General features: G+C 61.6%; 28 protein-coding genes. 12 read left to right on the forward strand and 16 right to left on the reverse strand.

What is annotated here, in order from left to right; all coding sequences use genetic code 11:
* Positions 1-261: 261 nt before the first annotated feature.
* On the forward strand, positions 262-1,596 hold the full coding sequence (tig, locus tag Q1A89_RS16545) for a trigger factor (protein ID WP_299730807.1): 1,335 nt from the start codon (positions 262-264) through the stop codon (positions 1,594-1,596).
* 230 nt (positions 1,597-1,826) lie between these two features.
* On the opposite strand, the gene Q1A89_RS16550 is transcribed toward tig, so the two are convergent.
* The 10 genes from Q1A89_RS16550 to Q1A89_RS16595 form a co-directional block, all read right to left on the reverse strand.
* Positions 1,827-2,774: an XdhC family protein gene (locus tag Q1A89_RS16550; protein ID WP_299730810.1), complete on the reverse strand. Its 948-nt coding sequence runs from the start codon at positions 2,772-2,774 to the stop codon at positions 1,827-1,829.
* Complete coding sequence (locus Q1A89_RS16555) at positions 2,767-3,219, reverse strand: carbon monoxide dehydrogenase subunit G (protein ID WP_299730813.1); 453 nt, start codon at positions 3,217-3,219, stop codon at positions 2,767-2,769. The genes Q1A89_RS16550 and Q1A89_RS16555 overlap by 8 nt, the downstream gene beginning before the upstream one ends.
* Before the next feature lie 104 nt (positions 3,220-3,323).
* Positions 3,324-3,923 (reverse strand): nucleotidyltransferase family protein, encoded by a 600-nt coding sequence (locus Q1A89_RS16560; protein WP_299730816.1) that lies wholly within the window; start codon positions 3,921-3,923, stop codon positions 3,324-3,326.
* Positions 3,916-4,701 carry an XdhC family protein gene (locus Q1A89_RS16565; protein WP_299730819.1) on the reverse strand — a complete coding sequence of 262 codons (786 nt, stop codon included), beginning with the start codon at positions 4,699-4,701 and terminating at the stop codon, positions 3,916-3,918. The genes Q1A89_RS16560 and Q1A89_RS16565 overlap by 8 nt, the downstream gene beginning before the upstream one ends.
* Positions 4,698-5,879 carry a VWA domain-containing protein gene (locus tag Q1A89_RS16570; RefSeq protein WP_299730822.1) on the reverse strand — a complete coding sequence of 394 codons (1,182 nt, stop codon included), beginning with the start codon at positions 5,877-5,879 and terminating at the stop codon, positions 4,698-4,700. Before Q1A89_RS16570 ends, Q1A89_RS16565 begins: the two co-directional genes overlap by 4 nt.
* The gene (locus Q1A89_RS16575) at positions 5,876-6,751 is read right to left on the reverse strand and encodes a MoxR family ATPase (RefSeq protein ID WP_299730825.1); all 876 of its coding nucleotides are present in this window, start codon (positions 6,749-6,751) and stop codon (positions 5,876-5,878) included. The genes Q1A89_RS16570 and Q1A89_RS16575 overlap by 4 nt, the downstream gene beginning before the upstream one ends.
* 53 nt (positions 6,752-6,804) lie before the next feature.
* Complete coding sequence (locus Q1A89_RS16580) at positions 6,805-9,234, reverse strand: aerobic carbon-monoxide dehydrogenase large subunit (RefSeq protein WP_299730828.1); 2,430 nt, start codon at positions 9,232-9,234, stop codon at positions 6,805-6,807.
* A complete protein-coding gene (locus tag Q1A89_RS16585) occupies positions 9,231-9,725 on the reverse strand; it encodes a (2Fe-2S)-binding protein (protein ID WP_299730830.1) in 495 nt (164 codons plus the stop codon). Before Q1A89_RS16585 ends, Q1A89_RS16580 begins: the two co-directional genes overlap by 4 nt.
* Positions 9,726-9,736: 11 nt before the next feature.
* Positions 9,737-10,591 (reverse strand): xanthine dehydrogenase family protein subunit M, encoded by an 855-nt coding sequence (locus Q1A89_RS16590; RefSeq protein ID WP_299730832.1) that lies wholly within the window; start codon positions 10,589-10,591, stop codon positions 9,737-9,739.
* A gap of 135 nt (positions 10,592-10,726) precedes the next feature.
* Positions 10,727-11,842: an MHYT domain-containing protein gene (locus tag Q1A89_RS16595; RefSeq protein WP_299730834.1), complete on the reverse strand. Its 1,116-nt coding sequence runs from the start codon at positions 11,840-11,842 to the stop codon at positions 10,727-10,729.
* A 209-nt stretch (positions 11,843-12,051) separates the two neighbouring features.
* Between Q1A89_RS16595 and Q1A89_RS16600 the strand changes: the two genes are divergently transcribed.
* A complete protein-coding gene (locus Q1A89_RS16600; RefSeq protein WP_299730838.1) occupies positions 12,052-13,131 on the forward strand; it encodes an SMP-30/gluconolactonase/LRE family protein in 1,080 nt (359 codons plus the stop codon).
* Between the two features lie 19 nt (positions 13,132-13,150).
* Here Q1A89_RS16600 and Q1A89_RS16605 read toward each other — a convergent pair whose 3' ends face one another.
* Complete coding sequence (locus Q1A89_RS16605; protein WP_299730842.1) at positions 13,151-14,425, reverse strand: NADH:flavin oxidoreductase/NADH oxidase family protein; 1,275 nt, start codon at positions 14,423-14,425, stop codon at positions 13,151-13,153.
* A gap of 301 nt (positions 14,426-14,726) precedes the next feature.
* On the opposite strand from Q1A89_RS16605, the gene Q1A89_RS16610 reads away from it, so the two are divergent.
* Positions 14,727-15,602, forward strand: a complete 876-nt coding sequence (locus Q1A89_RS16610; protein WP_299730845.1) for a lysophospholipid acyltransferase family protein — start codon at positions 14,727-14,729, stop codon at positions 15,600-15,602.
* A gap of 3 nt (positions 15,603-15,605) precedes the next feature.
* Here Q1A89_RS16610 and Q1A89_RS16615 read toward each other — a convergent pair whose 3' ends face one another.
* The gene (locus Q1A89_RS16615; protein ID WP_299730848.1) at positions 15,606-16,157 is read right to left on the reverse strand and encodes a DUF4329 domain-containing protein; all 552 of its coding nucleotides are present in this window, start codon (positions 16,155-16,157) and stop codon (positions 15,606-15,608) included.
* A gap of 282 nt (positions 16,158-16,439) precedes the next feature.
* Here Q1A89_RS16615 and Q1A89_RS16620 point away from each other — a divergent pair, with 282 nt between their 5' ends.
* A complete protein-coding gene (locus tag Q1A89_RS16620; protein ID WP_299730851.1) occupies positions 16,440-17,039 on the forward strand; it encodes a hypothetical protein in 600 nt (199 codons plus the stop codon).
* A 119-nt stretch (positions 17,040-17,158) separates the two neighbouring features.
* On the opposite strand, the gene rplI is transcribed toward Q1A89_RS16620, so the two are convergent.
* From rplI to rpsF, 3 genes are read right to left on the reverse strand one after another with little or no spacing between them, the layout of a single operon-like run.
* Entirely contained in the window at positions 17,159-17,803 is a 645-nt protein-coding gene (gene rplI, locus Q1A89_RS16625) for a 50S ribosomal protein L9 (RefSeq protein ID WP_299730854.1), read from the reverse strand.
* Between the two features lie 11 nt (positions 17,804-17,814).
* Positions 17,815-18,042, reverse strand: coding sequence for a 30S ribosomal protein S18 (rpsR, locus tag Q1A89_RS16630; RefSeq protein WP_025061827.1), 228 nt, complete (start codon positions 18,040-18,042; stop codon positions 17,815-17,817).
* An 18-nt stretch (positions 18,043-18,060) separates the two neighbouring features.
* Positions 18,061-18,423 carry a 30S ribosomal protein S6 gene (gene rpsF / locus Q1A89_RS16635; protein ID WP_299730858.1) on the reverse strand — a complete coding sequence of 121 codons (363 nt, stop codon included), beginning with the start codon at positions 18,421-18,423 and terminating at the stop codon, positions 18,061-18,063.
* 297 nt (positions 18,424-18,720) lie between these two features.
* Between rpsF and Q1A89_RS16640 the strand changes: the two genes are divergently transcribed.
* Together Q1A89_RS16640 and Q1A89_RS16645 are read left to right on the forward strand one after the other, a co-directional pair.
* Positions 18,721-19,206 (forward strand): hypothetical protein, encoded by a 486-nt coding sequence (locus tag Q1A89_RS16640; RefSeq protein WP_299730860.1) that lies wholly within the window; start codon positions 18,721-18,723, stop codon positions 19,204-19,206.
* Positions 19,207-19,344: 138 nt separating this feature from the next.
* Positions 19,345-19,935, forward strand: a complete 591-nt coding sequence (locus Q1A89_RS16645; RefSeq protein WP_299730863.1) for a YceI family protein — start codon at positions 19,345-19,347, stop codon at positions 19,933-19,935.
* Positions 19,936-20,120: 185 nt separating this feature from the next.
* Here Q1A89_RS16645 and Q1A89_RS16650 read toward each other — a convergent pair whose 3' ends face one another.
* Positions 20,121-21,326 carry a cytochrome b/b6 domain-containing protein gene (locus Q1A89_RS16650; protein ID WP_299730866.1) on the reverse strand — a complete coding sequence of 402 codons (1,206 nt, stop codon included), beginning with the start codon at positions 21,324-21,326 and terminating at the stop codon, positions 20,121-20,123.
* 174 nt (positions 21,327-21,500) lie between these two features.
* Between Q1A89_RS16650 and fabD the strand changes: the two genes are divergently transcribed.
* From fabD to Q1A89_RS16680, 6 genes are all read left to right on the forward strand, one after another.
* Positions 21,501-22,433, forward strand: coding sequence for an ACP S-malonyltransferase (fabD, locus tag Q1A89_RS16655; protein WP_299730869.1), 933 nt, complete (start codon positions 21,501-21,503; stop codon positions 22,431-22,433).
* Complete coding sequence (locus Q1A89_RS16660) at positions 22,426-22,869, forward strand: hypothetical protein (RefSeq protein ID WP_299730872.1); 444 nt, start codon at positions 22,426-22,428, stop codon at positions 22,867-22,869. Before fabD ends, Q1A89_RS16660 begins: the two co-directional genes overlap by 8 nt.
* Before the next feature lie 27 nt (positions 22,870-22,896).
* Entirely contained in the window at positions 22,897-23,301 is a 405-nt protein-coding gene (locus Q1A89_RS16665; RefSeq protein WP_299730874.1) for a hypothetical protein, read from the forward strand.
* 63 nt (positions 23,302-23,364) lie between these two features.
* The gene (fabG, locus tag Q1A89_RS16670; protein ID WP_299730877.1) at positions 23,365-24,102 is read left to right on the forward strand and encodes a 3-oxoacyl-[acyl-carrier-protein] reductase; all 738 of its coding nucleotides are present in this window, start codon (positions 23,365-23,367) and stop codon (positions 24,100-24,102) included.
* Positions 24,103-24,300: 198 nt separating this feature from the next.
* Positions 24,301-24,534 (forward strand): acyl carrier protein, encoded by a 234-nt coding sequence (locus Q1A89_RS16675; RefSeq protein WP_299549352.1) that lies wholly within the window; start codon positions 24,301-24,303, stop codon positions 24,532-24,534.
* 161 nt (positions 24,535-24,695) lie between these two features.
* Positions 24,696-25,232 (forward strand): GNAT family N-acetyltransferase, encoded by a 537-nt coding sequence (locus tag Q1A89_RS16680; RefSeq protein WP_299730880.1) that lies wholly within the window; start codon positions 24,696-24,698, stop codon positions 25,230-25,232.
* The last annotated feature ends 15 nt before the right edge of the window (positions 25,233-25,247 follow it).

Genomic DNA, 25,247 nt, shown 5'->3' on the forward strand with positions numbered 1-25,247 from the left:
CGCGTGGTGCAACTGTAGGGGTTAAGGTTTGAGTCATAAGGGACCTTGAGTATGGCGAACTTAAATTCGCGTTAACGCATGCTAGGAACGCACAGGCGCAGATGCAACCACAGCGAGCAACAGAGGCCGGGTTACGTGAACGAAGGCGCCTTTTTTGCCCTGATCCTCCTATCCCCTTGCACCCCGGACGCGCGCTGCATAGAAGGGCGCGAATTTCCGATGCGCCCCTAAAACCGGGGCCACTATGCTATGGGAGCACACATGCAGGTCACCGAGACGCTGAACGAAGGTCTGAAACGTGGTTACGCGATCACCGTGACCGCCGCCGAACTGGACGCCAAGGTCAATGAAAAGCTGACAGAGGCGCAGCCCGACGTCGAAATGAAGGGCTTTCGCAAGGGCAAGGTCCCGATGGCGCTGCTGAAAAAGCAGTTTGGCCAGCGCCTGATGGGCGAAGCGATGCAGGAAAGCATCGATGGCGCCATGTCCGAGCATTTCGAAGCCTCCGGCGACCGTCCTGCCATGCAGCCCGAAGTCAAGATGACCAACGAGGACTGGAAAGAGGGCGACGACGTCAATGTCGAGATGTCCTACGAGGCGCTGCCTGCCATTCCCGAGGTCGATCTGGGCAAGCTCAAGCTGGAACGTCTGGTGGTCAAGGCTGACGATGCGTCGGTCGATGAAACGCTGACCTCATTGGCGGAAAACGCACAGGACTTCAAAGCCCGCAAGAAAGGCTCCAAGGCCAAGGACGGCGATCAGGTCGTGTTCGATTTTGTCGGCAAAGTAGACGGCGAAGTGTTCGAGGGCGGATCAGCCGAAGGCCACGCGCTTGTGCTGGGCTCCGGTCAGTTCATCCCCGGCTTCGAAGAGCAGCTCGTGGGCGTCAAAGCGGATGAAGAAAAGGCTGTAACCGTTTCTTTCCCTGAGGATTATCAGGCCGCGCACCTGGCTGGCAAAGAGGCCGTGTTCGACTGTTCAATCAAAGAGGTCAAGGAACCCGTTGCCGCCGCCATCGACGACGAGCTGGCCAAGAAATACGGCGCCGAGGACCTTGCCGGTCTCAAGGCCCGCATCACCGAACAGCTCGAAGGTGAATATGCCGGTGCAGCCCGCGCGGTGATGAAACGTGGCCTGCTGGACCAGCTCGACAACCTTGTCAGCTTTGATCTGCCGCCAAGCCTTGTGGACGCCGAATCCAAGCAGATCGCGCACCAGCTTTGGCACGAGGACAATCCCGACGTCGAAGGGCACGATCACCCCGATATCGAAGCCACCGACGAGCACAAGGAACTGGCCGAGCGCCGCGTCCGTCTGGGCCTGTTGCTGGCCGAACTGGGCCAGATCGCCAAGGTCGAGGTCAGCGATGCCGAGATGAGCCAGGCCATCATGCAGCAAGCGCGTCAGTATCCCGGTCAGGAACGCCAGTTCTTTGAATTCGTGCAGCAAAACCAGCAGATGCAACAGCAACTGCGCGCGCCGTTGTTCGAGGACAAGGTTGTCGACTACATCGTCGAAAACGCCACGGTCGTGGACAAGGAAGTCTCTTCGGACGACCTGAAAGCCGCCGTTGAGGCGCTGGAAAACGACGAATAAGGTTCCCAAGTCGAACTACAAAGGGCCGCGCCGTCAAAGCGCGGCCTTTTTCGTTTCTGGCGGCCGCCTTGGCGCGCGCAACCTATGGCTGAGCAAGTCGCGCGATCTGCTCGAAGTGCCTCGCATTTTAGTTAAATGCCGTATGCAAAATTCACCCATCCATGCCGTGAATTGCGGATTTTGGACAATGGGCTGGTGCTTCCGACTCGGCGCTCAAACGACCTGTTCGCTCAGATCGCTGGTGAAATCCGACGCACGCGCTGGGGCAGGCTGGCCACGATCTCGGCCAGGGCGGACACCGCGATCAGTGGCGCATCCCGCAGCGATGGCACAAGACCGATAGGGCCATGCAGGCGGTCAGTGTCCTGTTGCGCAACGCCAAGGCCGGCAAGCGTCTCTTTTCGCACCATATGGGTGCGCGTGCTGCCCAGGCTGCCGATGTAATGCGCGTCGCTGGCCAAGGCGGCCTGCAACAGCGCCGGCTCCCATTCGTGATCGTGAAACAGGGTCAGAAAGGCGGCATGCGCATCAAGCTCCGGCAAGTCAACGGGATGCTGGGGAGTGGTCAGATGAACGGGCGGGGACGTGGTTAACCCGGTGATGGCCGCCAGATCCTCGACCTCCGGCGACAGGCCAAACACCTCGAACCTGGTGGCGTGCCCGATCTGTGCCATGGCGCGAAAGATGGCACCGCGCCCGGCCAAGACCAACCGGACCTTCGGCTTGTATTCAAAGACAATCGCGTCAGGTGCGTGCCCATCCGCCTGTGGCAGTTGAAAACGCAACGTCCCGGCCTTGCGGGCCTGCAGCGCCTGGTGCAACGCGATCAGCTCAGTTTGGTCCCGCGTGGGATCAATCAGGACGGACAATGAACCACCGCAGGGCAGGGTCAGATCGGCAAATTGCGACCCGTCCCCATAGCGCAACAGCTTTTTGGTGCCGGAGTGCAGCGCCTCCAGCGCATGCAACTGGATGTCCCGATCGATACATCCGTTCGACAGGTAGCCAGTCATCGCGCCGGTCTCATCGACAACCGCAAGCGCGCCCAATGCACGCGCTGCACCGCCTTCGATCCCGACGGATGTGACAAGGGCAATCCGTCTGGATTGCCCTGCCAGATCAACGGCATGCGCGATGATGCTGCTTGGATCGTCCGCGTAAGTGATGGGTTCAGGCAAGTGTTTCCTCGTTCACCACTTCGGCAAAGGATTTGAAGAATTTGGCCGCCAGCTTTTTCGCCGTGCTCTGGATCAGGCGGCTGCCCAATTGCGCCAGTTTGCCGCCGATGCTGGCCTTGGCCTCGTAGCGCAGGATGGTCGTGTCGCCATTGGCAGTGAGCGTGACGTCAGCACCGCCCTTGGCATGGCCCGCAGCTCCGCCATTGCCCTGACCGGTCAGCGAAAACGCATCCGGCGCACCGGCGGTGTCCAGTTGCACTTCGCCGCTGAACCGTGCCTTGACGGGGCCGACCTTCAGCACAACCTTGGCCTCAAGGTCGGTGTCGGAATGCTTGATCAGCTCTTCACATCCCGGAATGCAGCGTTGCAGAACCTCCGGGTCGTTCAGGGCGGCATAGACGCGGTCCTTGGGGGCGTTGATGATGATCTCGTCCGAGAGCTCCATTGCGGTGTCCTTTTCTTAGCAACAGGGAAATCTGATCTGGTCGGCCTGCTCGGGTGTGAGGGCCAGTTTCTTGCAGGTCTTGCGCAGGGCGGTGATGAGCTTTTTCATGAGGTCTCCGTCTGGGCCAGGGCTGCGTAGTCTTTCGGGGTGTCGACATCCGCGTAGAATCCCGGCGCGAGCAGGGAATGGCGCTGCACCAGATCGGGATTGTCGCGGGTAAAGCGCATGCAGCCCGGCCGCTGCGGGTCTGCTGTCAGCCGGGGGCGCAGGGTCGTTGGAATGGCAATGGGATTGCCTCTGACCTCGCCGATGGCGGGGATCGAGATTTTGGCCGGATCGCCGTGGGTATGGGCGTCAACAAGGGCGCGAATATCTGATGGAGCGAGCAACGGCTGATCCCCCAGACCAATCAGCAGCAGATCAACCTCAGGCGCATGGCGCAATCCCACCGCGACCGAGCCTTGCTGGCCCTTGGCGTAATCGGGGTTGAACACACAGCGGACATCGAGACCCGTCAGCGCTGCCTCGACCTGCTGCGCCTCGTGCCCGGTCACAACAGTGATGGGACCATCAAGCGCGGCGCGATAGGTCTGCACCACGTGGCGGATCATCGGATGATCCCCAATGCGCAGCAGCAGCTTGTTGGGCGGGCCCATGCGCTGTGACTGCCCGGCGGCCAATATGAGCGCGCCGATGCTAGGCATCGGCAACACCCACCTGCGCGCGGCGGATCTGGATGAGATCGGCAAGGATGGAGAGGGCGATTTCCTCGGGTGTGACCGCGCCAAGTTTCAGCCCCGCAGGCGCCTTGACGGCATCCAGCCGCGCGGCATCCGTGCCATTGGCGATCAGTTTCTTGGCCAGAGTCTCGAATTTGCGTGCGCTGCCGACAAAGGCCACGTGCTGCGCGGGCTGGGCGAGGGCCTGTTGCAGGGCCTCAACATCGCCCTGACCTTGGGTTGCGATGACGATGACCTGTTTTTGATGGGGCACCGGGTCGGTTGTAGGGCAGGCGGTCGCGACCGCCCAGTGAAACTGCGGGGCGAGGGCCGCAAGGGCCTGCGCGACCGGTGATTGGCCCAGAACCACAAGCTGCGGCATCGGCAGGCAGGGCTCGATAAAGATGTCGACGCTGCCCTTCGAAGGACAACCGTTGCGGGCAAAGCGGGTGCCTTCGACCTCATCGCCCGGCGTGACCCCTTTTTCGGCCAGCAACTCTTCGGGGGCGACCGAAACCAGTTGCGGCTGACCGCTCTTGAACGCGGCGAGAGCCGCCTTTTTCACAGCCCCGCGCGTGCATCCGCCGCCCAGCCAGCCATGCAGGATCGTGCCATCCGCGCCCAGCAGCGCCTTGGCACCCGGCTTGGCCGCGGTGGCCCCGGCGGTGCGCACGATGGTGGCAAAGGCAAAGGGTTCTTCCTTGGTCCGCAGGTCATGTGCGGCGTCTGCGAGGTCTTCGGACAGGAACTCGGCCGGGGTCATAGGTGGGTCACCTCGCGCTCGAGGTTTGCCAGATCAGCCAGCGTATTGGCGGCGCGAAACAGATCGAGATGGGGCAGGGCGGCGGCCATGCCATCGGCCACCGGGGCGTAATCGCGCCAGCCCTTGAGCGGGTTCAGCCAGATGATCTTGCACCCCCGCTTTTTCAGATCAGCAAGGGCGGCGTCCATCACCGCAGGCGGCGCGGTGTCATAGCCATCCGACAGGATCAGCACGACGCTGCGCCCCTCCACAAAGCGTTTGGCATAGCTCTTGGCAAAGCGGTGCAGGGATGGCCCGATCGCCGACCCACCGCCGAAGCCATCGGCCATCAGCGACATCCGCCCGATGGCGCGCATCGTATCCTTGTCGCGCAGCGCCTCAGTGATGCGCACAAGCCGCGTGTGAAACAGGTAGGCATCCGCCGTTGCGTCGCTTCGCATGAGCCCGGCCAGAAAGGCGAGGAATATCTGCGCATAGACGGTCATCGACCCGGACACATCGCACAGGGCGACGATCTTGCGCGGGCGGTCGGGACGATGCTTGCGCATCAGCCGTACAGGTTCGCCCCCGGTGGCGAGGCTCGCGCGGATCGTCTTGCGGAAATGCAGGCGATCCCCTTTGCGCGCAGCGGTGCGGCGGCGTGAGCGTCGGTCGCGCAAGGCGGCCCCCAGACGGCGCGCGACGGCTTCGGCTTCGGCGATGTCCTCGGGGCGGACGAGATCGCGCAGGTCCTTGCGCATAAGGTTGCGCACCTGCGTGGCGATGAGGCGGCCTTCGCCATCGCTTTCTGCCGCACCATCACCGCCATCGGGCGCATTGGCCGAACCTGCGCCACTTGCATCTTCGCCCATGCCATCGCGCGAGGAATGTACAGCGTCATTGCCCTTGGCGGGCGGGCTTTGCACGATCTTTTGCCGGACCCGCCCCATATCCATCCAGTAACTGTCAAAGAGGGCGTCAAAGCGGTCGACCTCTTCCTTGCAGCCGGTGCAGACGGCCTTGAGGGCCTGACGGCTGTGCGCAGGCTGGCTTGCGTCCACTTCGCACAGGGCAGCAAGGGCCAGATCGGTTTCGGACACTCCAAGGCGCAGGCCGTTTTCGCGCAGATGCGCCATGAACCCGGCCACACGCGCGGCCGGGCCGGGATCGCGGGCGGCGAATTTCGTCACACGGCTCATGCGGCGCGCCCGGCGATGCGGCCTGCCACCTCTGGCGTGATATGGGCGCGGTCGCTTTGGGTTTTCAGCAATGTGCTCAGCGTATGTTGCAGCGCTGCGGGATCGGAGGTGAGATCGGCAATGCCAAGCCCCATCAGCGCGGCGGCAAAATCCAGTGTTTCGGCGATGCCGGGCACCTTCTCCAGCTCTTCCTCGCGCAGTTTTTGCACAAAGCCGACGATTTGCGCACCCAACCGCGCCTCAAGCCCCGGACAGCGGGCATTCAGGATCGCCAGTTCGGTGGTCCGGTCGGGATAGTCCACATATGAATATAGGCACCTGCGGCGCAGCGCGTCCGACAGATCACGGGTGCCATTCGAGGTGAGGATCACGATGGGTTTGGCCTTGGCCGATATCGTGCCCAGTTCTGGGATGGTGATCTGGAACTCGGACAGGATTTCGAGCAAGTAGGCCTCGAATTCCTCATCCGCGCGGTCAATCTCGTCGATCAGCAGAACCGGTGGTTCGGCCTGCGTAAGGGCCGCGAGCAGGGGGCGTTCGAGCAGGAAATCGCGCGAAAAAATGCGCTCTTCGACGGCTTTGCCGGTTTCACCATCTTCGGCAGCGGCGCGGATGGTCAGCAACTGGCGCTGATAGTTCCACTCATAAATGGCCTGTGCGGCATCAAGGCCCTCGTAGCATTGCAGGCGGATCAGCCTGGTGTCGCGCTGTGCGGCCAGACTGGCGGCCAGTTGGGTCTTGCCCACGCCTGCCGCGCCTTCCAGCAGCAGAGGCCGCCCAAGGGTCAGCGACAGATGCAGCGCCACGCTCAGATCGTCCGAGGCCACATATCCGTCCGCGGCCAGAGCCGTTTGAAGGTCAGTCCAGGTCATGTCTATTTCCCTTGGGCCGGGGCACCCGGTCATGCCGAGTGCCCCGATGCCTCTCAGTCGTGCAGGCCAAGCTCATTGGCGGTGCGCCAGATCCGCCAGTGGTCGTGGGGCATGTTGGTGTGCGTATTGCCAAAGGGGCGGAACGCATCCTGCACCGCATTCGAGAAACACGGCACTCCGCCGACATGCGGGCTTTCGCCCACTCCCTTGGCCCCGATGGGGTGATGCGGACTGGGTGTGACGGTAAAGTCGGTCTCGTAATTCGGCACCTCCCATGCGGTGGGCAGGAAGAAGTCCATGAGCGTCCCGGTCTTCACGTTGCCCATGTCGTCATAGGCAATCTCCTGACCTAGCGCGACGGCAAGCGCTTCGGTCAGACCACCATGCACCTGTCCTTCGATGATCATCGGGTTGATCCGCGTGCCGCAATCATCCAGCGCATAAAAGCGACGGATTTCCGGCACGCCGGTGTCCACGTCGATGTCCATCACGCAGACATAGGCCCCGAACGGATAGGTCATATTGGGCGGATCGTAATAGCTGACCGCCTCCAGACCCGGCTCCAGCCCCGGAATGGCCTGATTGTAGGCGGCAAAGGCGATTTCCTTCATCGTCTTGAACTTTTCAGGCGCGCCTTTGACCACGAACCGGTCCACGTCGAATTCCACGTCATTGTCGTGCACTTCGAGCAGGTAGGCGGCAATCATCTGCGCTTTGGCCCGGATCTTGCGCCCGGCCATGGCTGTGGCCGCCCCGGCAACCGGGGTCGAGCGTGAGCCATAGGTGCCAAGCCCGTACGGTGCCGTATCCGTATCCCCCTCTTCGATGGTGATGCTGTCGGCAGAGAGGCCAATCTCGGAGGCCAGGATCTGCGCAAAGGTCGTCGCGTGCCCCTGTCCCTGAGAGATCGTGCCAAGCCGCGCAATCGCCGACCCTGTCGGGTGGATGCGGATTTCGCAGCTGTCAAACATACCGAGGCCCAGAATGTCGCAATTCTTGACCGGCCCCGCACCGACAATTTCGGTAAAGAAGCTGAGACCGATCCCCATCAGTTTGCGGGTCTTGCCAGCCTTGAAATCCTCGACCCGCTGCGCCTGTTCGGCGCGCAGCCCCTCGTAGTCGACGGTTGTGAGCGCCTTCTCCCATGCAGTGTGATAATCGCCGCTGTCATATTCCCAGCCGAGGGCGGCGGTGTAGGGGAACTGTTCTTTCTTGATGAAGTTGATGCGGCGCAACTCGGCGGCATCCATGTTCAGCTTGATCGCAAGGACTTCGATCATGCGTTCGATGAAGTACACAGCCTCGGTCACCCGGAACGAACAGCGATAGCTGACCCCGCCCGGTGCCTTGTTGGTATAGACTCCATCGACCTCAAGGAATGCAGTGGGGATGTCGTAAGACCCGGTGCAGATGTTCATGAAACCTGCCGGGAACTTGGTCGGGTCCGCACAGGCGTCAAAGCCGCCGTGATCGGCTGTCACATGGCAGTGCAGCCCGGTGATCTTGCCTTCTTTGGTGGCGCTGATCTTGCCGGTCATGTGATAGTCGCGGGCAAAGGCGGTGGTCATCAGGTTGTCCATCCGGTCTTCGATCCATTTGACCGGCTTGCCCGTCACGATGGAGGCCACAACCGAGCAGACATAGCCCGGATAGGCACCGACCTTGTTGCCAAAGCCGCCGCCAATGTCCGGAGAGATCACGCGGATATTGTGTTCTTCAATGCCCGAAATCAGCGACACAACAGTGCGGATCGCGTGCGGGGCCTGAAAGGTGCCCCAAAGCGTCAGCTTGCCGTTGACCTTGTCCATCGACGCCACACAGCCGCAGGTCTCCAGCGGGCAGGGGTGGGTGCGGTGATAGTACATGCTCTCTTCGGCCACGACCTCGGCATTGGCGATGACCTCTTCGGTGGGTGCCTTGTCTCCAGCCTCCCACGTAAAGATGTGGTTGTGGTGCTTGCGGGGGCCATGCGCCCCTGCGGGGATAGAACCGTCTTCGCCGACCAGATCCTCGCGCAGCACCACATCCGATTGCAGCGCCTCGAATGGGTCCACGATCACGGGCAGTTCTTCGTATTCGACCTCAACCAGCTCGATCCCGTCAGCGGCGGCATAGCGGTCTTCGGCCACGACAAATGCGACCTCCTGTCCCTGAAACAACACCTTGCCATCGGCCAGCACCATCTGCTTGTCGCCTGCAAGGGTCGGCATCCAGTGCAGGCCCAGCGGTTCGAGATCGGCGGCCGTCAGCACGGCCAGCACGCCGGGGACCTTCAGTGCGGCCTCGGTGTTGATGCTGGTAATGCGCGCATGGGCATAGGGTGAGCGGACAAAGTCGCCAAACAGCATGCCATCGAGCTTGATGTCATCGACATAGTTGCCCTTGCCTTGGGTGAACCGGGCATCCTCGACCCGCTTGCGCGAGCAGCCCATGCCCTTGAGGTTGGCGACGCGATCTTCGCGTGTGTCTACTTCGTCTTTCATTCTGCGGCCTCCTTGGCTGCATTCATCTCGGTGGCCGCGGCCTGAATGGATTTCACGATGTTCTGATAACCCGTGCAGCGACAGATATTGCCCGCCATACCAAAGCGGATTTCCTCTTCGGTCGGGTTGGGGATCTCTTCGAGCAGCTTGGTGGCCCGGGTGATCATGCCCGGCGTGCAGTAGCCGCATTGCAGCCCGTGGTGTTCCTTGAACGCCTCTTGCAGTGGGTGCAGGGCGTCGGGGCCGCCGATGCCTTCGATGGTGGTGACGGCTTTGCCGCTGGCTTGCGCTACGAACATGGTGCAGGATTTCACCGACTTGCCATCGATGGTGACGGTGCAGGCCCCGCAATGAGAGGTCTCGCACCCGATATGCGGACCCGTGATGTTGAGCCGCTCGCGCAGGGTGTAGATCAGCAATTCGCGCGGCTCGGCGAGGAATTCCTCGTCCTTGCCGTTCACGTTCAGCTTGATGTGCATTTTGTTGGACATGCTGTGTTCTCCTATGCCCGCGACCAGGCGCGTTCGATGGCGCGACGCAGGATGACGCCGGCCACGTGTTTCTTGAAGGCGATGGGGCCGCGATTGTCCTCGGTCGGGTCGATGTCATTGAGCATCGCCGCAACGGCGGCCTTTAGCGCCGCGTCATCAAGCGTTGTGCCGACGAGGGCTGCACCGGCGGCATCCGAATAGATCGGCGTGTCGCTGAGGTTGGTCATCGCAATCGCAGCAGAGGCGCAGGTGCCCCCGCTTTTGGTGATCTGCACCGCAGCGGCGGCGGTCGCATAGTCGCCGATCTTGCGCTTTTGCTTTTCATAGGCGTACCCGCCCGAAGGGAGGGGGATGGTGACAGCCGTCAGCACCTCGTCATCCTCGCGCGCAGTCATATAGGCCGCCTCGTAAAAGTCGCGCGCTGGGACGTCGCGTTCGCCGCCCGTGCCCACAAGCGTAAAGGTCGCATCAAGGCATTGCATGAGCCCCGGCATATCGTTGCCCGGATCGCCATTGGCGACATTGCCGCCCACGGTGCCCATGTAGCGCACCTGCGGATCAGCGATCTGCAGGGCTGCCTCGCGCAGGATCGGGGCGGCTGCGGCCAGTGCCTGATGATCAATGATGTCGGCCTGTGTGACCAGCGCACCAATGCGGATCGAGGCGCCATCAACCGCGATATCCGACAATCCACCCACATCCTGCAGGTCGATCAGGTGCGGGACATCGGCCATGCGCAGCTTCATCATCGGGATCAGGCTGTGCCCGCCCGCCATGACGCGCGCGTCGTCCCCATGTTCCTCAAGAACTGCCAGAACCCCGGCCATATCCTGAGGTCTGTGATACTCAAATGCCGCTGGAATCATCGGCTCTCCTCCCTAAAAGCGATTATTCTTGCTGAAGGGAAGGCTTGCATACGGTCGCATGCGACCCCCGCAAAAAGTCATCAAATACAGAGGTTTTGCACGAAATGCGCCGCAGCTTGCACGAAATGCGCGTGCTTATGCGCTGAGTGCATCCTGAATAATCTTGAGCTTGGAGCGACTCACAGGGGCAGGTGGCAAATCGTGCATCGCAAAGATGCAGCGCCCCTTGTCTTTCTGCCGTTCAAAGCGCGAGACCTTGTTTGGATTGACCAGATAGCTGCGATGGGTCTGCAGAAATCCGGTCGTCACCAGCCGCTTGGTTGCCTCGGTGATCGGCCAGACACAGAACAGGCGATCCCGCTCGGTATAGACCTGGGTGTAATGCCCATCCGCCCGCACCAGCGCCACATCGGCAGGCGAGACAAAGACGCGGGCCCCGTCGCGTTCACAAGGAATTTGCAAGCCCTGTTGCGGCTTTGGGTCGGGCGCGTTTGCAGGTTCAGGTGCTTCGGCCTCGGGGGTGTCTGTCGCCTGCGGACTGGCCACCAGATAGGTCACGCTGACCCACAGGAACGTACCAAACAGGATAAAGCTTGAGGTGATCACACCAAGGGCCAGCACCTCGTTGCTCATCGTGGGGCCGAATTCCAGCAGGCTGGGCACTTCGACAAAGTTTGTGCCCGCCATGGCCAGGAAGTGGACGGAACAGACCGCACCCGCAAAGCAGATCGTGCCGAACACGATGTTGCGGTTTTCGCGCCGCCCATAGGCCACCCGGAACGCCACGATGCACAGGCACACCGCCACGACAGAGGAAAAGGCAATCCCGAACGGCGTATAGATCGCGCGGCACAGTTGCAGTCCGGCCATGCCGATATAGTGCATCCCAAGGATGCCGATGCCCACAATCCCTCCGGCGGCATTGATCACCAGCGGCGTGCGTTCGACAAAATGCAGCAGGACCAGCGCCGCCCCCACGATCAGAATCGCCGTCAGTGCCGACACCAGCGTGATCGCGGCGTCATAGTAAAACAGGATTGGCAGTTCGAGGCCCAGCATCGCCACGAAATGCATCGACCAGATGCCACCCCCCAATGCGATAGAGGCCAGTGCGATGGAAATCTGGCGTTGCAGCACGGGCTTTTTCGACAGATCGCGCGTCAGGGACAAGCCGGTAAAGCCTGCGACCAGCGCCACGACGCAGGACATGAAGACGAGAAATGTATCGTGGTTCGGGTCGAGCAATTCCATGGCGTGCAGAATGACTCATCGGCTGAATGTTAGCAAACGCGGTGCGCGTGCAGATGTCGGTTTCCACGCAATTGTGACGGTGAGGGGCCGCGCCGGGATTTGGTTTGCGGGTACGGACGGCACGGTGCCTGTGATGTGATTGCCGCTGCATGTTCCACGGCGTAACGTGATCGCAATCCGCGCGTATCCGGCGGTTTGGGAGATAAATAATGAAACTCGTGCGTCGCGGTCTTCTCCTTCTGGTCGTTCTGGGTGCGGCCTATCTGCTGTTCTGGCCCGTTCCGCTTGAACCTGAAAAGTGGGAGCCAAGCCCGAATCCCGGCCTAACAGGCGCATTTGCGCCCAACACCCTGCTGGGCGATGCCGCGCATCTGCAATTGCCCGAAGGTGCGGATGGCCCCGAGGATTTCGCGGTGCTGGGTGACGGTATCTACACGTCGGACGTAAACGGCGGACTGTTCCGGCTGGACGGGGATCAGTTCACCAAGGTTGCCGACCTTGGCGGGCGTCCCCTCGGGTTGGACGAGGGGCCGGACGGAGCGCTTTATATTGCGGACAGCTATCGCGGCGTGATGCGTTGGAGCGAGGACGAGGGACTGACCCCGCTTGTCACCGACATCAACGGCGATCCGGTGATCTATGCCAACCAATTGGACGTGGCGCGTGACGGCACCATCTATTTCTCGAACTCGACCAACAGGTTTGACCCCGAAACCATGGGCGGGACCAAGCCGACCTCGGTCATGGCGATCTTTGAACAGTCGCGCACGGGCTATGTTGCGCGGCGCCTGCCGGATGGCACCGTCGAAAAGATCGCCGAAGGCTTTGTCTATACCAATGGCGTTGTTCTGGCCCCGGACGAAAGCCACCTGCTGATCGCGGACAGCGGGCGGGCGTCGATCCACAAACTGTGGCTGAACGGAGAGAAGGAAGGCCAGCTTGAACCCTTCCTCACCGGATTGCCCGGATATCCCGACAATCTGGAACCGGGTGCGGACGGGACGATCTGGGTCGCCTTTGCCTCGCCCCGGGTGCCGGTGGAGGCGGTGATGCCCTACCCGTTCCTGCGCAAGATCATCTGGCGGCTGGGCCCGCTGGTGCGGCCCGGGCCGATCGAGCACGGCATGGTGGCGCAATATGACAGCGACGGGACTGTCCTGCGCGTGCTGCAGGATGCCGAGGGCGCATTGGGCATCACCACCGGGGCCCGTATGATCGGGGATCATCTCTATGTGAGCATGCTCGAGGGGCCGATTGCGGTGCGCCTGCCGCTCGACGCGCTGCCGTGAAGGTGCGCGGGCCTGAGCGCTAGCGCACGAACTTGCGCTGCAACCCCTTCAGGGTCGTGCGGTTCAGATACCAGAAGAAGTAGCCAAGGGCGTTGTTCTTGTGGGTCGTTTGCGGCGCCATCCCGCGGGACATGCGGGTCATCTGCCAGGCGTGATATTCGACCCGTGAGACGGTGTTGATCAGGTTCACCAGCCAGTTCGTGGCGTTCACGCCAAACTTGCCGCGCCCCATGACCAGCCCATCCTCTTCGATGCCGATGTGATCCACGTGACCTGACAGCAGATCATCCGCCGCATCCGGGTGGGTGCACAGCGGGCGGGCAAGGCCAATGACATCAATGCCCTCTTCTGACACGGCATGTTCCATCGCGGCCAAGGTGCGAAAGCCCCCGGTCACAACCAGCGGCACGCGCACGGCCTTGCGCACCTCGCGGGCGTATTCCATGAAATAGACCTCGCGGTTCTTGGTGCTTTCGCGCCGCGTGTCCTCGGCCCCGGTGACAAAACTCATCTGCTCATAGGTGCCGCCGGACAGCTCGATCAGATCAATACCATCCTGTTCGAGCAGACGCGCCACCGAGCAACTGTCGGCAATGGTAAAGCCACCCTTTTGGAAGTCAGAGGAATTCAGTTTGACCGCCACCGGAAAACCCGGACCCACCTTGTCGCGCACAGCGCGGTACACCTCGCGCAGGAACCGCACGCGGTTTTCAAGCGCTCCGCCCCAGTCATCACTGCGCTGGTTGGTGATGGGGGACAGGAACTGGCTGATCAGATAGCCGTGTGCTGCGTGGATTTGCACACCGTCAAACCCGGCCTCTTTGGCGATGGCAGCGGTGTTTGCATAGCGCGCGATGGCGTCCCTGATGTCATCGACGCTCATCGCCCTTGGCTTGCCGAACAGGCCCAGAATGCGCAGCTTTTGCGCCGATGGGGACAGGGGGCGGGTGTTGACGACAATGGGGCATTGGCGGCCGGGATGCGAGATTTGCATCCAGATCTGGCTGCCGCCGGACTTGCCCGCCGCCGCCCATTGACGCAGCTGATCCACATCGCGCCTGTCTTCGATCACCACATTGCCGGGGCGTTCCAGATAGCGTCGGTCGACCATCACGTTGCCGGTGACCTGAATGCCCATCCCACCTTTCGACCAGCGCTTGTAAAGGGCCTGATGCGCCCCGTTCGGCGCGTCGGTCTGATCAGACAGCGCCTCTGTCATCGCACTTTTGCAAAACCGGTTCCGGATGCGGATCCCGCACGGCAAATCAAGGGGGGCAGCAAGGGGGGATGTCATGTTAAGGCCTCCGGGCGCAAAAGGGGCCTCACTGTCGTGCGGCCAAAGTGGCGGCAAAGGTCTCAGGTGCGGCCGTCATTTCGGGAGACTGCGTCATTGGTTCGTTTATGTCCATGCACGGGGTGACAGGGGTTACCAAAGCTCTCGCCGGTCCGACCCGTGATGCAGGGTCTGTGCGGACCGGGCGGTCAGGTGGCTTGTGCCGTGATCACGTTCACTTACATCATAACAACTCGGTCATTTCTGCGCTTTGCGGACCATTTTCCATTGGTATTGCGTCCAAAACCGATCATAACGCCCCATGATCTCGACCCCTCTGAAATCCGCCCTGCATCACTTGCGCTATCTGCCACTCTGGTCCGCGCTGACCGTATTGCGCTGGCGCAGCTTTAATCGCCGCTCGCGCGGGCTGGGCACAACGCTGGCGCTGGTCATGCGGTTGTTTCCGCCCGCGCGGGCCCGCTTTGATCGCGAGGCGCGGCGGGTGTTTCCGCAGATGACACGACAAGAGCGGGCGCATCTGGGCCAGCAGATGGGTCGCAACATGGGCCGCACGCTGTTCGAGATGTATCACGCCGCCGACTTCTTTACCCAGCATCACAAGTTCCGCGTCTCGGGCCCCGGGCTCGATGTGCTCAAGGCTGCACAAGCCGAAGGGCGTGGCGCAATCATCCTGTCAGGCCATTTTGGCCAGTGGGAGGCGGTGCGCGCAGTGATCCGCATGCACGGGATGGAGAGCGGTGCGGTCTACCGGCCCAACAAGAACCGCCATTACGAGCGGCGCATGTTTGCGGGCATCGAAGCGGGTGGCAAACCGATCCTTGCCACGGGCCGGGTCGGGACCAAGGCGCTGGTGCGGCATGTGCGCGATGGCGGGATCATGGCCATTCTGCTTGACGAAAAATACAAGGGCGGCGTGCGCATTCCCTTTCTGGGACATGACGCGCTGACCTCGATCTCGGCAGCACAACTGGCGCTGAAATATGACCTGCCTCTGATCCCGGCCTATGGCATCCGGACGGGCGACGGCAACGCGTTCGAGGTCGAGTTCGAAGCACCCATCGCACACAGCGACGCCGTCACCATGACACGGGCGTTCAACGACAGCCTGTCGGCGCGCATCCTTGCGCATCCCGACCAATGGTATTGGATGTTGCGGCGCTGGGACGGCGCCTAGGCCCTAAAACTCGCGCAGATCGTCCAGCGTATAGGATGGCAGCACGGGATAGTCCGGGTCATCGCGGTGATTGGGATCGGGGATCAGGCAGTTCAGCCCGCAAATCTGACGCGCTATTCGCGCGCGCGCGTTCACATACCACAACCGCCCGCCGGGCGTGGCGATATAGCCGTCTGTGCCGTCCTCGATATCGGTGCGCATGTCGTCAAAGGACGGCACTTCGGTAAAGTATTCGAGGTTGGACGAGCCGTGCGTGTGATAGGAGGCCAGCACCACGAAATCGGCAAAATCAGGGTCGGGGGGCAGGCAGGTCGCAGTGCGCCCGCGCTTGGGTTCGGTCGCGACATAGGTGCCGTTCTCGTCCACGCCCAGCAGGCCGCAATATTCGCGGTCCTCGGCGATCGAGCGGGTCTGGATGTCGTTGAACAACCGACTGACAAAGGCGATCTCGCTCTGGGTCTGCGGCAGCGCGCGCGGGGCGACCTCCATCGTTTCGAGGTCTTCGACCATGCAGGCGGACAGGGCGAGGGCAAAGGCGAGGAACAGGATGCGCATGGGTGCAGTCTTGAAGGGCAGGTGCGGCGAAGTCAATTCGGACCAGACGCACGTGCAACGGACCTTCGGATCGGACAAATGCCACTTTGATCCGCGCATTGAGCGTTCAGGTTAGTGCAGGCTGTGCCTTGAATCCGGGCGGGCACGCGGCGCTTCTCTGCTGATTTTGAGACAAACGGCAGGTTTGTGCTGCGTTTTGAGCGAAGGCGATGCATACTACCTCAGGTTTAATTCAGGAGTCGCGTTATCATGATTGCAAGAACATCCCTGTTTTCCGTCGCCGTGCTTGGGCTCGGCGCTTTGGGCGCAAATGCCGCCGTCGTCGATCTGTCGCCGGTGTCCGGCATGCTCGCCCCGTCGCTTTCCGTGCCAGAACTCACGATTTCCACGACCGCGAGCGGCGCGAATATCGGGGTGGCACAAACGGTTATTGATGGGCAAAGCCAGGAGATTTTTTGCGCCATTGGTGAATTCTGCAACAACGATTTCACGATCGACTTCACGCAGCCGTCCGACACCGTCTCGATCATGGTAGGGGACATACAGCCGCCGTCACCAACCAATCTGACGGACCTTGTGACAATATCGGCCTTCGACATCTTCGACATATTGCTTGGCTCGATCAGCGTCACCACGGCGGACGTGTTTGGCACAACGCCCGACACCAACGGGATCTATTCCTTCATGGCCGATCTCAGCGCGTTTTCAGGCGTCTCGCGGCTGGAATTCGACGATGAGAGTTCGAGCGAATCCGGTGGGTTCTTCTATTTTGCAGTTGATGCCTCACCAACGCCTATCCCGCTTCCGGCGACGCTGCCGCTCATTGTGCTGGGGCTTGGGGGGCTTGGACTGTTGCGCCTGCGGCGTCGTAAATCCACCTGACGGCAGGAGAACCGTTCCCCGGCTGCGATGCTCAAGACATGTTTGTAGCGTCTTGAAACCATAAAAAAACCGCGCCTTGATGAAAGGCGCGGGTCTTTTTTTCAAAAAGCGAAAGGCAATCAGGCCTTTGGCTCTTCCTCGGCGTCCGCTTCGGCTGCGTCGTCGGTCGCGATGCCAGCGGTTTCGGCCAGGTCTTCGTCTTCGGACGCGGCAGCACCGATGTCGTCGAACAGTTCCTGGATTTCGAACTCGGCGGCGGCCTCTTCTTCGGCTGCCAGTTCCTGGATCGATTTACCGGAAGCCTGCAGTTCAGCCTCTTCGGCCGAGCGGGCGACGTTCAGTTGAACGGTCGCTTCGACTTCGGGGTGCAGAACCACAGTTGCGTCATGCAGGCCCAGTTCCTTGATGGGACGGGGGATGACAACCTGTTTGCGATCCACGGTAAAGCCTTCGGCGGTGGCCACGTCGGCCACGTCACGGGTGGTGACGGAGCCATAAAGGTTGCCGCCATCCGAGGCCTGACGAATCACGATGAACTGCTGACCGTTCAGCTTGTCGCCCAGTGCTTCGGCTTCTTTCTTGGTCTCGAGGTTGTTGGCCTCAAGCTGCGCCTTCTGGCCCTCGAACGTCGCGATGTTGGCTTTGGAGGCCGTCAGCGCTTTTTTCTGGGGCAGCAGATAGTTGCGGGCATAGCCGGATTTGACGTCCACGACGTCGCCCATCTGACCCAGCTTGGCCACACGTTGAAGAAGGATAACTTGCATGTGCTTTCTCCTTATTTCACGGCGTAGGGCAGCAGGGCGAGAAAGCGGGCGCGTTTGATGGCACGGGCCAGCTCGCGTTGCTTCTTGGCCGAGACGGCGGTGATGCGGGATGGGACGATCTTGCCACGCTCGGAAATGTAGCGCTGCAGCAGACGTGTGTCCTTGTAGTCGATGGCGGGTGCGTTATCGCCCGAGAAGGGGCAGACTTTGCGACGACGGAAAAACGGTTTGGTAGCCATGGTTTAACTCCCTCTCTCTCAGCGACGCTCACGGCGTTCGCCGCGGCCTTCGCGCTCGTCGCGCTTTTGCATCTGGACGGACGGACCGGACTGGTGCTCGTCGACCTTGATTGTCAGAACGCGCATGACGTCGTCATGCAGGCGCATCAGACGCTCCATTTCCTGCACGGCAGGGGCAGGGGCATCGGTGCGCATAAAGGCATAGTGCCCCTTGCGGTTCTTGTTGATCTTGTAGGCCATTGTCTTGACGCCCCAGTACTCGTTTTCCACGAGGGTGCCACCATTGTCGGCCAAAACTGTTCCAAAATGTTCGATGAGCCCTTCGGCCTGTGTGTTGGACAGGTCCTGACGGGCGATCATCACATGCTCATAAAGAGGCATGGACGTACTCCACTTGTTTCAAGGCGCATTTCATAGAGCGATCCATCTGACCCTGCGGATCGCTCACGAGAGACTGCGCGGCAAAAGGTATTTGCAGGGACGGGCTCGTATAGGAGGGTCCGCACCACATGGCAAGGCCGAACTCACCGATCCTTTGGCCGGTGTCTCACAGGTTGACGTAGGGTCGCCTTGCCCGTCTCAGCATTTCCAAACCGGCGCCGCATTTTGGTCCAGATTCGCGACGACTGTAAGGTTAACAAAGAAATAGAATTGCAAGTTACTGGGAGAGATAGGGCTATGACTGCCATCACAGACTTTTCGACACAGCACGACATTGGCGAAGCACCACATATGGTTGACGGCGCCAGCTGGATGACCCGCGGCGCCCAAAGCGTCGGCGGCATTGCGCTGGTGCTGGCCGCCATCGGGTTGTGGATTACCCCCGGTGCAGCCTTTGATCCCGATCTCGCCCTGATCAAACTGGGTGTGTCGGCGACGCTGATCCTGATGGGGCTGGCCATCATCCAGGCGGGCTGGGCCCGTCCCATGGTTGAGGTCGAAATCGACACTGTGCGCCGCGAAGTCCGCCTTATGCGCGGCAAGGGCCGGGCCCGCAGCCTTGTGAGCCGTACATCCATCGCCGATCTTGGCCCCGCCGAGGTCCGTGGCAACATGGCGCGGCTGTGGACCACCGACGGCTCGCTTGTCGCCGAGGTCGCGATGAGCGATCCCGATCTGCGCCGCAGCCTGATGGGTGCCCTGCGCGACGCAGGCAAGATCTAACACTTCAGCCCTGGATTTTATGCGCGCCGCGACCTGTTCGCAGGCGCGCATGTCCTGTTGAACCTTGTCTACTTGTCTGACCGGGGGGTGGGGGCGACATATCTGCACATGACGCAATTCCTGTGGAGACATGCCTTGATGAAACCTTTTCTTCTTGCGGCCGCGCTATCCAGCACCGCCAGCCTTGCCGTTGCCGAGACCTGGCATCCGGACCCCAGCCACACCAATGTGTCGGTCACATGGAACCACGCGGGCTTTTCCCTGCAGACGATGCAGTTTCACGAGGTGACGGGCACGCTGGACTTTGAGCCGGGTGATATTGCCGGAGCAAAGGCTGACTTTGGCGTGGTGGCGGCAAGTGTCGACAGCGGTGTCGAGGCCCTTGATGCCGAATTGATCGGTCCACAGTTCCTTGACGCGCAAAGCCATCCTGAAATCCGGTTCGTGTCCACATCCGTCGAGCAGACGGGCGAGATGTCCGTGAAAGCCGCTGGCGAGATGACGATGAAAGGTGTGACCAAACCGGTTGTCTTTGACATCGTCGTACACAATCTGGGCGCCCATCCGGTGGGCGGGTTCCTTGAATACAATCAGGGTGAGTGGTTGGGTATGACGGCCACGGCAACGATCAAGCGGTCGGATTTTGGCGTCGATGCGTTCATTCCGGTCGGCTCGGACGAGTTGGAGATCGTGATCAACACCGAGATGCGCGCGGGCGGCTGGGAATAGTCATCCGTTCTGAAGGTGATAGTTTGGCAAGGCCGCGCGGAAACCTGCGCGGCCTTTTCTATCGGCCCTGTCAGAAAGGACGCGCTGGCGCGCGACATGATTTTATTCAGAGCCGCCTTTTCAGACGGCTCTGACAGATTTGCCTCCGGCGGGGATTTTTTGAAATCAGAGAAGCAGGGGACGCATTATTCGTCGGTTGCGCGTGTGGCCATGAGTTCGATGTCGACGGCGACGGCGAATTTGAGGCTGGTCTCGTCCGCCATATTGTCGCCGATGCCAAAGTCGCGCCGGTCCAGCGTGATGGCGGCGATCATCCATGCGGTGTTGTCATCGACCGATAGTCCAAAGGGCAGGGTGAGCGGAATGGATTTGTCTTTGATCGTCAGGGTGCCTTGCGCTTCAAACCCATCCACCACCGATACGATGTCGGCGACGTAGCGGGCCGTGGGGAAGTCGGTCGCGTTGAAATAGTCCGGGCCCAAAGCCTGGCCCGAAACCGCGCCCAGCGTGAGTGAACCGATGGCGATGGTGACATCGACCGCGCCTGCGGTGCCGACTTCGGTGGTTTCGTCAAAGCGGATTGCGGCGGTCCAGTCGGCAAAGCTGCCTGTCACTTCGGAGCCGAGCTGGGTGACGGTGATGGAAAGCGTACCTTCCTGAACCTCCCATTCGGATTGGACCTGTTCGAGTGCTGCTGCTTCTCCCGGTGTGTCGTGTGGGGCGTAGGCCCCGAGAGCCGCGCCAACAGACAATGCGACCGCCCAGATGGCCAGCGCCAGTGTGGCGGGCCGCGCATGGCTGTGGCTGCGCGCCGTATATGTGACCTCCGTGGTGGTGAACCACATCCGCCGCAGGGTCGCGTCCTTGTCGATCACATGGTGTTTGAGCGCGCCCGCGATATGGAGCAGCAGCGCCAGACCCAGCACCTTGGTCAGCACCCAATGTGCACCGCCAAAGAGCGCGGCAAGGGTTTCGGATTTCGCCACCAGCGGCAGATCTTGCCCAAAGGGCCACCAGATGGGCGCGAATCCGGCCGTGGCGGCGTGGTGGATCCAGCCTGACAGCGGCACCAGCACCAAAGAGCCATAAAGCAGCCAGTGCACCGTTTCGGCGGCCAGCGTCTCGATCTGGCGCTCGGGATGCAGCAGGCCCGGCTTGGGTTGGCTCAGCGCCCAGACGATCCGCGCCAGCGCGATAAAGAACACCGCGACTCCGAGTGTCTTGTGCATGGAGAACATCCACGCCTTGTCGGCGAGCTGTTCAGAGGTCTCGTAAGGCATCCTGTTGGCAATCAGGCCCAGCGGCATCAGCACCAGAATGCCAAGGGCGGTCAGCCAGTGAAATGTCTTGGACACTGTGCCAAAGCGGTCGACTGTGTTGGTGAGGGGCATGGGGGCTCCGGTCTGGTTGGTCCAAGAGGTAACACGTTGCCCCCTAATGTTATGCACTTGGCGGGCGATGCAACCGCGGATAGCTGCACAGATGTGGTGCAGCGGGCGCTTGTCTGGGCATGCCGGGCCGATTACACCGTGGAGCACGCAGAAAAGCAGTCAAAGGGGCAGCAGATGAGCATCGCATTCGTATTTCCGGGGCAGGGGGCACAGACCATCGGCATGGGCCGCGCCCTGGCTGAGGCCTATCCGGCGGCGCGCGCCGTTTTTGATGAGGTGGATGCGGCGCTGGGCGAGTCGCTGAGCGACCTCATCTGGGAGGGCGATATCGAGACGCTGACCCTGACCCAGAATGCGCAGCCTGCGTTGATGGCGACCTCGATGGCGGCGATGCGCGCGCTCGAGGCCGAAGGGATTGGCGTGGATCGTGCCGCATTTGTGGCCGGGCACAGTCTGGGGGAATACTCCGCGCTCTGTGCGGCGGGCACCCTCAGCATTGCCGATGCCGCCCGCCTGTTGCGCACCCGTGGCAAAGCCATGCAAGAGGCTGTGCCGGTGGGCATTGGCGCCATGGCGGCGGTTCTGGGCCTCGATTTCGAGGCCGTAAGTGCGGTGGCGGAGGAAGCGGCACAGGGCGAGGTCTGTCAGGCGGCCAATGACAACGATCCGGGGCAGGTTGTTGTGTCGGGCCACAAGGCCGCGGTCGAACGTGCCTGCGAGATCGCCAAGGCCAAGGGGGCCAAACGCGCGATGTTGTTGCCTGTGTCCGCCCCGTTCCATTGCGCCTTGATGGAGCCTGCGGCGTCCGTTATGGCCGAGGCGCTGGGCGGGGTCGAGATGGCGGCCCCTGCAGTCACCGTGGTGCCCAATGTGCGCGCCGAAGGCTGCAATGAACCAGCGCAATTGCGCGATCTGCTGGTGGAACAGGTCACGGGATCGGTCCGCTGGCGCGAAAGCGTGGCTTGGATGGCGTCCCAGGGTGTGACCGAAATGTGGGAGATCGGGGCGGGCAAAGCCCTGTCCGGCATGATCCGCCGGATCGACCGCGAGGTCGCCACCCGCGCGGTCGGCACGCCCGATGACGTGGTGGCCGCCCGCGATGCCTGATCTGATCCAGATCGCGCCCATGCAGATGGGCGGCATTGTGCGCACCATTCCGATGGTCACACGGATGCAGCTGATTCCGGTGCTTTTCGAGCGGCTCGATGATGCGCTGGATCGGGCCAACGTGTTTTATGCGGGTCCCCAGACGGCCCTGTACCGCATTGATGGCGACGAGATGGAGGTACGCATCGGCGTGCCGCTGTTCCAGCCTATCGACGGGTTTGAGATGTTTGAGGCCCCCGGCGGCAATGCGCTCTGTCAGCGCGTGCTGGGACCGCTCGATGGATTGCCGGGCATTTATCGCTCGCTCACGGATGATATCCACGCGCGCGGGCTGACCCGGGGCACATGGGCGCGCGAGGTCTATCGGTTCATTGCGCGCGATTCTGAGCTGAACGTGACGGATGTCAGCGTGGATGTGACGGATCAGTTGCACTGACGTTTCTGGCCAGAAAGGAAGGGTCTCATGAGTTTTCCGGACGCAATGGCAGCCCAGCCCGCATGGGTCGTGATGTGGATGAATGTTCTGATGCTCGGTGGCTTTGTGTTGCCGATCGCCTTGCTGATCTGGCGCGAAACCCGGCTGGCGGGGGTGTTTTCCATTCTGGGCAATGCGGTGAACGTTGTGGCGGTGGGCGCGCTTTACAATACGATGGGGTATGTAAAGCTGCTGGGCCTGCCGCATATTGTGGTCTGGACGCCGCTGGTTGTGTACCTCGTCGTATTGGCGCGTCGCCCCGGCACACGGGTCTGGCCGCGCTATATCGCGCTGGTGGTGGCGGCGGTGCTGAGCGTGTCGCTGGCCTTTGACATCGTGGATGTGGCGCGCTGGTTGTTGGGCGAGCGCACCCCGACGATCCTGCCTGCGTGACTTGCGCCGCTGCGCGCGCCGTGGCAGGGCTGAGGAAATGAACGAAGGACGTGAGGGACTGACATGTTTGATCTGACAGGGAAATGCGCGCTGGTGACGGGCGCTTCGGGCGGCATCGGGGCCGATATTGCCCGCGCGCTGCATGGCGCGGGTGCGACCGTGGGCCTGAGCGGGACCCGGGTGGACCCGCTGGAGACGCTGGCAGGCGAGTTGGGCGATCGGGCTCATGTGCTCCCTTGCAACCTGTCGGATGCAGATGCCGTTGCGGCCCTGCCCAAACAGGCTGCCGAGGCGATGGGATCGGTCGATATTCTGGTCAACAATGCAGGCATCACCCGTGACAACCTGTTCATGCGCATGTCGGATGAGGAATGGGCCGCGGTGCTGAACGTGAACCTCACATCGACTTTCAAACTGTGCAAGGGCGTGATCCGGGGCATGATGAAGGCGCGCTGGGGCCGGATCGTCAATATCAGCTCGGTTGTGGGGGCCACGGGCAATCCCGGGCAGGCCAACTATGCCGCCTCAAAGGCCGGGGTGATCGGCATGTCCAAAAGCCTCGCCTACGAGGTGGCAAGCCGCGGAATCACCGTGAATGCGGTGGCCCCCGGATTTATCGAAACGGCAATGACCGCCGCGCTGACGGACGACCAGAAGACCGTGATCATGGGCCAAATTCCCACCGGTCGCATGGGCACACCAGCGGAAATTGCCAGTGCGGTGCTGTATCTTGCCAGCAACGAGGCAGGGTATGTTAACGGTACCACCTTGCACGTGAACGGTGGTATGGCCATGTTGTAGGCCAGCACCTCTCTGGCCTTGCCATCTGTTTGGTTTGTGCTAAAGGGGGCGCAGAATTCGACGTCGATGTTTCGTGTGCGGGTTGCACAACGAGACAAGGCTTTCACCGCCCCACGGGGCAAAGACCAGAGCCCCCGCCACGAGGGGGACACCATCTTGGGGCGCGATATGCCGCCCTGGCAGAACGAGGACAATCATATGAGCGACATCGCCGACCGCGTGAAGAAGATCGTTGTGGAACACCTGGGTGTGGACGAAGACAAGGTCTCCGAAAACGCCAGCTTCATCGACGACCTGGGTGCAGACAGCCTGGACACCGTGGAATTGGTGATGGCCTTCGAGGAGGAGTTCGGTATCGAAATCCCCGATGACGCCGCCGAGACCATCCAGACATTCGGCGACGCCGTGGGCTTCATCTCCAAAGCGTCCTGATCCGATTTCTCGGCCCCTGACCGGGGTTGAGCAAAACGGCGCTCTTTCATTTGCGAAAGGGCGCCGTTTTTTTGTGTCCGCGCATGTGGTGGCTTGCGTTTTGCCCGGCAGGTCCGCAAGACTTGGGCCAATGACAAAAGAGATGGGGCAGGACACCATCCATGAGCAGGCATGTGCCGACAATCAACACGGCGCGCGCAACGTTGCGTGCGATGCGCCCGAGCGACTTTGACCGCTTTGCCGAGATCTGGGCGATGCCCGATGTGGTGCGCTATATCGGCGCCGCGCCGCGCAGCCGGGACGTGTCCTGGAACGCGTTTCTGCGCAATGCGGGCCATTGGCAGGTCACCGGATTCGGCCAGTGGGCCGTGGAGGATCACGCGAGCAAGGCGATGGTCGGCCAGGTCGGGTTCTTTTACGGTGCGCGCGGGCTTGGTGAGGATTTTGATGCTGTCCCCGAAGCCGGTTGGGTGCTGACCCCGGATGTGCAGGGCAAGGGGCTGGGTCGGGAAGTCGCGCAGGCTGCCCATGACTGGTTTGATCGCGTGATCACCGGCCCGCTGGCCTGCATGATTGACCCCGACCACACAGCGTCGTTGCGTCTGGCCGAGCGCCTTGGCTATGTGCCTTTGCGTGATGCCGAGGATGGTGCTGGCCCGGTGCGGCTGATGATGCGCAAAAGCCCGCCGCAGGTGTGAGATGTCGGACGTTCT

Source organism: uncultured Tateyamaria sp. (assembly GCF_947503045.1).
In the GTDB taxonomy this organism is placed as follows: Bacteria; Pseudomonadota; Alphaproteobacteria; order Rhodobacterales; family Rhodobacteraceae; genus Tateyamaria.

What these genes read in the sequence shown, in the direction of transcription:
- tig (WP_299730807.1), top strand. Translation starts at nt 262, where the DNA reads ATGCAGGTCACCGAGACGCTGAACGAAGGTCTGAAACGTGGTTACGCG.
- Q1A89_RS16555 (WP_299730813.1), bottom strand. Translation starts at nt 3,219, where the DNA reads ATGGAGCTCTCGGACGAGATCATCATCAACGCCCCCAAGGACCGCGTC.
- Q1A89_RS16560 (WP_299730816.1), bottom strand. Translation starts at nt 3,923, where the DNA reads ATGCCTAGCATCGGCGCGCTCATATTGGCCGCCGGGCAGTCACAGCGC.
- Q1A89_RS16565 (WP_299730819.1), bottom strand. Translation starts at nt 4,701, where the DNA reads ATGACCCCGGCCGAGTTCCTGTCCGAAGACCTCGCAGACGCCGCACAT.
- Q1A89_RS16570 (WP_299730822.1), bottom strand. Translation starts at nt 5,879, where the DNA reads ATGAGCCGTGTGACGAAATTCGCCGCCCGCGATCCCGGCCCGGCCGCG.
- Q1A89_RS16575 (WP_299730825.1), bottom strand. Translation starts at nt 6,751, where the DNA reads ATGACCTGGACTGACCTTCAAACGGCTCTGGCCGCGGACGGATATGTG.
- Q1A89_RS16580 (WP_299730828.1), bottom strand. Translation starts at nt 9,234, where the DNA reads ATGAAAGACGAAGTAGACACACGCGAAGATCGCGTCGCCAACCTCAAG.
- Q1A89_RS16585 (WP_299730830.1), bottom strand. Translation starts at nt 9,725, where the DNA reads ATGTCCAACAAAATGCACATCAAGCTGAACGTGAACGGCAAGGACGAG.
- Q1A89_RS16590 (WP_299730832.1), bottom strand. Translation starts at nt 10,591, where the DNA reads ATGATTCCAGCGGCATTTGAGTATCACAGACCTCAGGATATGGCCGGG.
- Q1A89_RS16595 (WP_299730834.1), bottom strand. Translation starts at nt 11,842, where the DNA reads ATGGAATTGCTCGACCCGAACCACGATACATTTCTCGTCTTCATGTCC.
- Q1A89_RS16600 (WP_299730838.1), top strand. Translation starts at nt 12,052, where the DNA reads ATGAAACTCGTGCGTCGCGGTCTTCTCCTTCTGGTCGTTCTGGGTGCG.
- Q1A89_RS16605 (WP_299730842.1), bottom strand. Translation starts at nt 14,425, where the DNA reads ATGACATCCCCCCTTGCTGCCCCCCTTGATTTGCCGTGCGGGATCCGC.
- Q1A89_RS16610 (WP_299730845.1), top strand. Translation starts at nt 14,727, where the DNA reads ATGATCTCGACCCCTCTGAAATCCGCCCTGCATCACTTGCGCTATCTG.
- Q1A89_RS16615 (WP_299730848.1), bottom strand. Translation starts at nt 16,157, where the DNA reads ATGCGCATCCTGTTCCTCGCCTTTGCCCTCGCCCTGTCCGCCTGCATG.
- rplI (WP_299730854.1), bottom strand. Translation starts at nt 17,803, where the DNA reads ATGCAAGTTATCCTTCTTCAACGTGTGGCCAAGCTGGGTCAGATGGGC.
- rpsR (WP_025061827.1), bottom strand. Translation starts at nt 18,042, where the DNA reads ATGGCTACCAAACCGTTTTTCCGTCGTCGCAAAGTCTGCCCCTTCTCG.
- rpsF (WP_299730858.1), bottom strand. Translation starts at nt 18,423, where the DNA reads ATGCCTCTTTATGAGCATGTGATGATCGCCCGTCAGGACCTGTCCAAC.
- Q1A89_RS16640 (WP_299730860.1), top strand. Translation starts at nt 18,721, where the DNA reads ATGACTGCCATCACAGACTTTTCGACACAGCACGACATTGGCGAAGCA.
- Q1A89_RS16645 (WP_299730863.1), top strand. Translation starts at nt 19,345, where the DNA reads ATGAAACCTTTTCTTCTTGCGGCCGCGCTATCCAGCACCGCCAGCCTT.
- Q1A89_RS16650 (WP_299730866.1), bottom strand. Translation starts at nt 21,326, where the DNA reads ATGCCCCTCACCAACACAGTCGACCGCTTTGGCACAGTGTCCAAGACA.
- fabD (WP_299730869.1), top strand. Translation starts at nt 21,501, where the DNA reads ATGAGCATCGCATTCGTATTTCCGGGGCAGGGGGCACAGACCATCGGC.
- Q1A89_RS16660 (WP_299730872.1), top strand. Translation starts at nt 22,426, where the DNA reads ATGCCTGATCTGATCCAGATCGCGCCCATGCAGATGGGCGGCATTGTG.
- Q1A89_RS16665 (WP_299730874.1), top strand. Translation starts at nt 22,897, where the DNA reads ATGAGTTTTCCGGACGCAATGGCAGCCCAGCCCGCATGGGTCGTGATG.
- fabG (WP_299730877.1), top strand. Translation starts at nt 23,365, where the DNA reads ATGTTTGATCTGACAGGGAAATGCGCGCTGGTGACGGGCGCTTCGGGC.
- Q1A89_RS16675 (WP_299549352.1), top strand. Translation starts at nt 24,301, where the DNA reads ATGAGCGACATCGCCGACCGCGTGAAGAAGATCGTTGTGGAACACCTG.
- Q1A89_RS16680 (WP_299730880.1), top strand. Translation starts at nt 24,696, where the DNA reads ATGAGCAGGCATGTGCCGACAATCAACACGGCGCGCGCAACGTTGCGT.